The sequence below is a fragment of the Faecalibacterium intestinale genome (genome assembly GCF_040096575.1).
In the GTDB taxonomy this organism is placed as follows: Bacteria; Bacillota; Clostridia; order Oscillospirales; family Ruminococcaceae; genus Faecalibacterium; species Faecalibacterium intestinale.
Window position 1 is genome coordinate 1 of the sequence record NZ_JBBMEN010000047.1, and the last position, 5,759, is coordinate 5,759.

4 protein-coding genes and 2 pseudogenes are annotated in these 5,759 nt (G+C 47.6%); 2 read left to right on the forward strand and 4 right to left on the reverse strand.

Going from position 1 to position 5,759, the window contains the following annotated elements:
* Positions 1-239: 239 nt before the first annotated feature.
* From WMO20_RS14150 to WMO20_RS14165, 4 genes and pseudogenes are all read right to left on the reverse strand, one after another.
* Positions 240-395: a hypothetical protein gene (locus WMO20_RS14150; RefSeq protein ID WP_349187278.1), complete on the reverse strand. Its 156-nt coding sequence runs from the start codon at positions 393-395 to the stop codon at positions 240-242.
* 143 nt (positions 396-538) lie between these two features.
* On the reverse strand, positions 539-1,333 hold the full coding sequence (locus WMO20_RS14155; RefSeq protein ID WP_349187279.1) for a hypothetical protein: 795 nt from the start codon (positions 1,331-1,333) through the stop codon (positions 539-541).
* 38 nt (positions 1,334-1,371) lie between these two features.
* Complete coding sequence (locus WMO20_RS14160; RefSeq protein WP_349187280.1) at positions 1,372-2,727, reverse strand: M48 family metallopeptidase; 1,356 nt, start codon at positions 2,725-2,727, stop codon at positions 1,372-1,374.
* 91 nt (positions 2,728-2,818) lie between these two features.
* Positions 2,819-3,244: pseudogene (locus tag WMO20_RS14165) on the reverse strand (plasmid mobilization protein); the annotation flags it as partial.
* A gap of 1,437 nt (positions 3,245-4,681) precedes the next feature.
* On the opposite strand from WMO20_RS14165, the gene WMO20_RS14170 reads away from it, so the two are divergent.
* Positions 4,682-5,449 carry an alpha/beta fold hydrolase gene (locus tag WMO20_RS14170; RefSeq protein ID WP_349187281.1) on the forward strand — a complete coding sequence of 256 codons (768 nt, stop codon included), beginning with the start codon at positions 4,682-4,684 and terminating at the stop codon, positions 5,447-5,449.
* Positions 5,450-5,550: 101 nt separating this feature from the next.
* Positions 5,551-5,759 (forward strand): annotated as a pseudogene (locus WMO20_RS14175) (MBL fold metallo-hydrolase); the annotation flags it as partial.

Below are 5,759 nucleotides of genomic sequence, written 5' to 3' on the forward strand. Positions count from 1 at the left end.
GGACATGGGACTTGATGCTTCCTCGGCCTAGCCGGGTACTCCGTAACCAATCCTGACAGGCAGTTGCCGTGTCATTTTTCGAAAACTGTTTTACGGATACCCAGCAAGCGGGAACTTCCTGTTTTTCTTTGCCAGAGATATGAGCCTGTTCCGCCTGCCATAGGCAAGCTCGCGTTTGCGCAGCGTAGCGGAGCAATGAAAGCCCCAGTGGGGCTTTTAAGCGACCGAACGGTCTTGCGTTAGCAAGATGGAGGGGCCTCCGCCCCGACAAGTGACCGCTGTCCTTCCTCGCTGTTCCAGCAGGCAAGGATGGCCGGGTAGAACGCCCGTGCCAGACGGTCGATGACATCATCGGGGTAAGGGGAAATGTTTGTGGACTTTTTCTTTTTGTTCAAACGCACGCTCCTTTGATCGTCCCACCGTGGCAAAGCCGGGCGAGAAAATCAAAGTTCCAATTCTTATCAGGCGCAAGGGCGCGGATGCTTTCCGCCCTGCACTTGCGGCTGGTGGCTCGTTGATGGCTTACAGGTGTCTGATGTTATGCGGTCTTTTCTTCTTCAAGGGCTTCTGCAAGAGCCTTTTCCAGATAGGTTTCGATTTCAGTCAGGTAGTTAGCAGGTCGCTGCATTGCGAAGCGGAGAACCTTCTGCTTTTCCGGGTCAGTGAAATAGCTGGGATTGTTTTTGAGCGTTTTCTTCCATGAGTTTTTCATCATTTCGGTCGCACGGCTCAAAGATTTGTAAACCTTCATAAACTCGTCCGGCACATGATAGCACCGGAATTCTTCTGTTTGTGGCGTGGGCATGGGAACGGGTTCCGCTTTTTCAGGCTCAAATTCAGCGCTGGCAGATTCCAACACTTCCAATGCCTCTGGATGCAGGATTTGAGCAAGGACATCTGAACGATGCTCGACACTTGCCTGCACAAGCTTGGACATTTCTTCGTTGGTGAACTTCACTTCACCGGAAAAGACTTTCTGCTTGATGCCGGGAGAGAGGTTGTCCGCAATGTCGATGTTTCGTGTATAGTGGCTGGCACGGAGAACAGAGACACGGCTGACACCGTTTTCTTCTGCGATTCGGTCGCAGGTTTTCTTGCCGGAGTGGTGGGTATCATCGTGAGACCCACCACTTTTCTTTGCTAAAGTGTACTGGTTGCCGTGAAAGATTTTCTCGGCTTTCTTTTCAGATTCGTACTGCTTCCCCAGCAGGTAACGCTTTTGTTCGGGGGAAAGATTGCGCCGCCCCAGCTGATTCTTGCAAATCCAAGCGAGTGCTTCCTCACGATTTGCAAAGCGGAGCGGCATGGTAGAAAAGCAGATTTCGGGGTGCACCTGTGGAAATGCAACGTATGGACAGCATTTAATTGGTGTTACTCGTTTATAATGTTCTGATAAATAATGCGAACGAGTGAATCTGGTTCAAACCAGTCCCCCTTTGCAAACTGTAATTGTCCCTTAATCGTGATCTTTGAAATTGCAAGATTTTTTGTAAGTAGGCCTTTCTTTACATCCTGCTTTTCAATAACGATTTGCGTAAAGCCAGCATCGGAGAACTCTTGTACAACATCCTGATAGCTTCTACCGATACATTTCTTAGCTGAATCAGGTGCTTGGATTCTTCCACTGTGCAACGTGGCAAGCTCTTCGGTACTAAGAGGTTCATAGTAAGTGATAATTATTTCAGAATCGCTACGATGCCAAGAATCTTTTTCAAAACTATTGCTTTCGCCTATGCTGACAGAAATGACTTGTCCACTCTTTGTAAAAAGTCCTTTTTCCGCTGTCTTGACTGCCTTTACAGAAATAAAGCCGTCAGATTTAAAAACGGATTCAACTTCATTGTAATCTTTTCCAATGTAAAACTTAGAAGATTCTCTTACTGGAATTTCTCGACTGGCAGGAGAAAAATCGTTTACAAAGTGATTTTCATTTAAGTATAACTGAATTTTCTTGAATTGTTTGGTATCAGACCATTCATTGCATTCATACGCACGCAAAGCTGTAAGAGGGTGGTCATATTGACTGAACATTAAAAACTCCAAGGTTTTATCCCATGTAGAGTTGGTAACAAGTTCCTTGTAGTCCTTTGCCTGTTCCATAAATGCAGCTACGCTGGCGTCCGCGACAATGTCTTTGTCATAACCAGCGAGGCGCATACAGACTTCTACCATTTTATCCGGCGTACCATCATAAAGAACCGCTGCTCTGTCTGCGGAAAACTCACTGCACCGCATCCAATAGGCAAAAGCGATTTGAAGCGGTGTTGTGACCAGAGCTGAAAAACCGGATAGTCCCAAAACTCCCTTCAAAATCATTCTGCCCATCGTGGAATAAAGAACATGATGACAAGCAATATGTCCGCACTCGTGAGCAAGAACCGTTGGAATCAATTCGTCTGGCAATGTTTCGAGTAAACCGGAAGTCATTACGATAAAAGGCTTTGTGTCTCCGCTGGTATACGAATTAGGAGAGACATCCAATTCAATATACAAATCAGGAATCTCAATTCCAAGTTTTTTGCAAATGGGTGGAAGCATATCATAATACTTGGACATCTGTTTCTCGCTTAGCCGTAGACGAGAGGACATATTTAATAACTGAAACTGCCGCTCGTTCCAAATACTCATAAATCCCTTCAAAAGCTGTGTAAATCCTGGAATGGCTTTTAATGCCTGAAGAGCCGCTTTGTCTGAATCGTGCATGAAAACGCTTGTGTTCATTGCCATTTGAAACATCCTCCTCTTTTATAGAACCAACCTGTTTTAAGAATAGCACAATGCGATAGTAAATACTATCCTTTTCAATTGAGTGGAACGCAAAATTTTGAGCGTTGCCATACAGTTCACCCAGAACTTTCTCGGCGTGCAGCCGAAATGCGGTCAGGTCTGCAAGTTCGTCAAGGAGTTTCGCCCGGATCTGCTCGGTGTCTGCGCCGCCGGAATTGAAGTGCCTTGCAAGCTGGTTGAGGTTTCCGCCCACCTTGCTGCACTGGGCAAGCAAAGTGGAAACAGCGGTCAGGGTTTCTTCGCAGCCGCCTGCAACGATGACCGTTTTCTCGATCTTGACGTTGTGAATGGCTCGGCGGATGAAAGTGGAGAGGGAGAGATTCAGGAGTTTGCAAGTGAGTTCCAGTGACGCTTTTTCCTCCGCTGTCACACGGAACTTGATGACGTGCGTTTTGTTGTTCGGCGTGTCGTGGTGCTGGGAATTACTAGGAATCGGTTGAACATTCGTTTTGGTCATTGTACCTCCTGTCTGTTCGATAACTCCTCGGTGAAGTTATGTAAGCACGACACGCCATTGCTGTTCGCACCATCAGGTGCGAACCATGAGCAGGGTTTGGGGTGGGACCGCGTTTGCGAAGCGCAGCGCAGCAATGAAAGCCCCAGTGGGGCTTTTAAGCGGCAGCACGGTCTGCGACAGCAGATGGAGGGGCGTTGCCCCGACAAGCGCTACCCCAACAAGATCACATCGGAAATGCAGACGCATTGAAGAAGTGAAGTCCCGGTGGAACACAACATTTTCAAGAATTGAAAATTTGTGGCCACGGGACGGTTCTTGCCCTCTACCGCTGCGCTCAAAACCGTTTCTGGGTAATTGTTTCCGAATTGTTAAGACGCAAAAATAAGTAGAGGTGGTGCTGCTCATGTAATGGGGTCACCGTTTGCTCCGAACGAAGTTCCTGCCCCTGTTTATGCAGCGGCGTTGACGAAAAGTCGGTATCACGTTCGGACGGCTTATGAAATTTTCAAGGTACGGTTTGCGTTTGCAAGCGTAGCGTAGCAATGAAAGCCCCAGTGGTTTTTTAAGCAACGGAACGGTCTTGCACAGCAAGATGGAAGGACTTTGCCCTGACAAGTTCCCAGAAAAGAAAAATACCGCCCACGCAGCGCAGCGATGATTTTGTCGGGTGAATCGGCGGCAAAATTGATCGGATGTGTTGCGGGGCGGTAAATTCTTTTGCGGACTTTCCCTCACTGAAGTGGTGGGTCTCACGGTGATAACCAACCACTTTCTGTGGCTGTGTTCAAAATGAACACGACCACATCTTGTGGATGACTTGTAACCAATCCACAAAACCAGTGGGACTTACAAGAAAAATACCACGGCATGTAGAATGCGTCAAGAGGGTTTTGAAAAATTTATTGAAGTGAAGCAAGAAAAGTATGACACATCTTGTAGCTTTAGGAAAAAATACGCTATGTGAATCAGAACAAACCCCATTTTCTGTCTGCGGTAGATCTTTCTATTGCTGGCAGCAACAGGATGTTGTATTTTTGACCATTGTCTAACAATCGATGCAAAAAAATGCAGGGGAAAACCCCTCAGATGGTTAGGCAAAACAAATTCACGAAGTAAAAATAGCACTCCACCGGGCGTTGTCAAGCAGAAACAGACAAGTTTACAGGGGCGAAATTTTTTCGATGAGGGAAACGTTTTGCCTCCTCTATGCCGCAGGGGAAGCTCCAATAACGAAATCTTTTTCAAAATCTCCGAAAATGACTAAACTCCTTGACAGAGGAGACGGCAGGGCGTATTATTTTGGCAGAAGGACCGCTGAGAAGCGGCTTTTTATAGAATGAAAAGTTAGCTTTACCTAACTCAAAACTCTGCCCTATACGAAGAAATATATCTCTTCTATTTACAGGTGGAAAATAAATAGAGAAGGAACGTATCACGATGAAAATCTACACATTTGGTGCAGCGGATGCCCCGGTGCTGTTACTGCTGCCGGGCACCTGCTGCCATTGGAAAAGCAATTTCGGTGCGGTGATCCCGCTTCTGGCAGATAGCTTCCGGGTGCTGTGCGTCAGTTACGACGGCTTTGATGAGACCGAACAGACCGAATTCTCCACCATGCTGGAGGAGACCGAAAAGATCGAGGCCTACCTCAAGACCCACTGCGGCGGTCGCATCCGGGCGGCCTACGGCTGCTCTCTGGGCGGCTCGTTCGTGGGGCTGCTGGCGGCACGGCAGAACATCCACATGGACTACGGCATTCTGGGTAGCTCCGATCTGGATCAGGCTTCGCCGCTGGCAGCAAAATTGCAGACTGATTTTCTGCTGCCAGTGATCTACCCCGTGGTGCGGGACGGAAAGTTTAAGGCAAAATTTCTCCAAAAGCGTCTGGATAAGCGTGCCAGAGAGTCGGGGGATTATGTCAAAGCCTTTCTGAAAATGTTCGGTGAGGCCCGCCCTTATGTGACCATGCAGAGCTGTAAAAATCAGTTCTACTCCGATCTTATCACTCCGCTGCCGGATAAGATCCATGTGCCCGGTACCGAAATCCATATTTTTTACGCCCTGAAAATGGGCGCAAAATATCGTGCCCGGTATCAGCAGCATTTTGCACATCCTGTTCTCCATGAGCAGAACTTGCAGCACGAGGAATTGCTGGCCTGTCACCCGGAGCAGTGGGCGCATCTGGTAAAAAGCATTGCATTGTGAACGGTAAAACGTATCTGGAGCAAGCAGGATTTTGTAAGATCCAGAACCACAAAAATAAAAAGGGCTGGCTGTGCATCACAGCACAGAAATGAGGTGCGATCATGTCGAAAAAGGCAACGGAATTTCAAAGAAAAGCAATGAGCTGGATGTACCGGGGCAAGGAGATCTTTAAGCCTTTGAACACCGGCTGGATCGATGAAAATGTCGCTTGTGTGCGAGAGTGGGTGGCAAATATCTTCTTCTACCGCAAAGGCGATACGACCATTATGGTCGATGCGGGATATAACTACGACCGCCTTGCCGAAAAAAT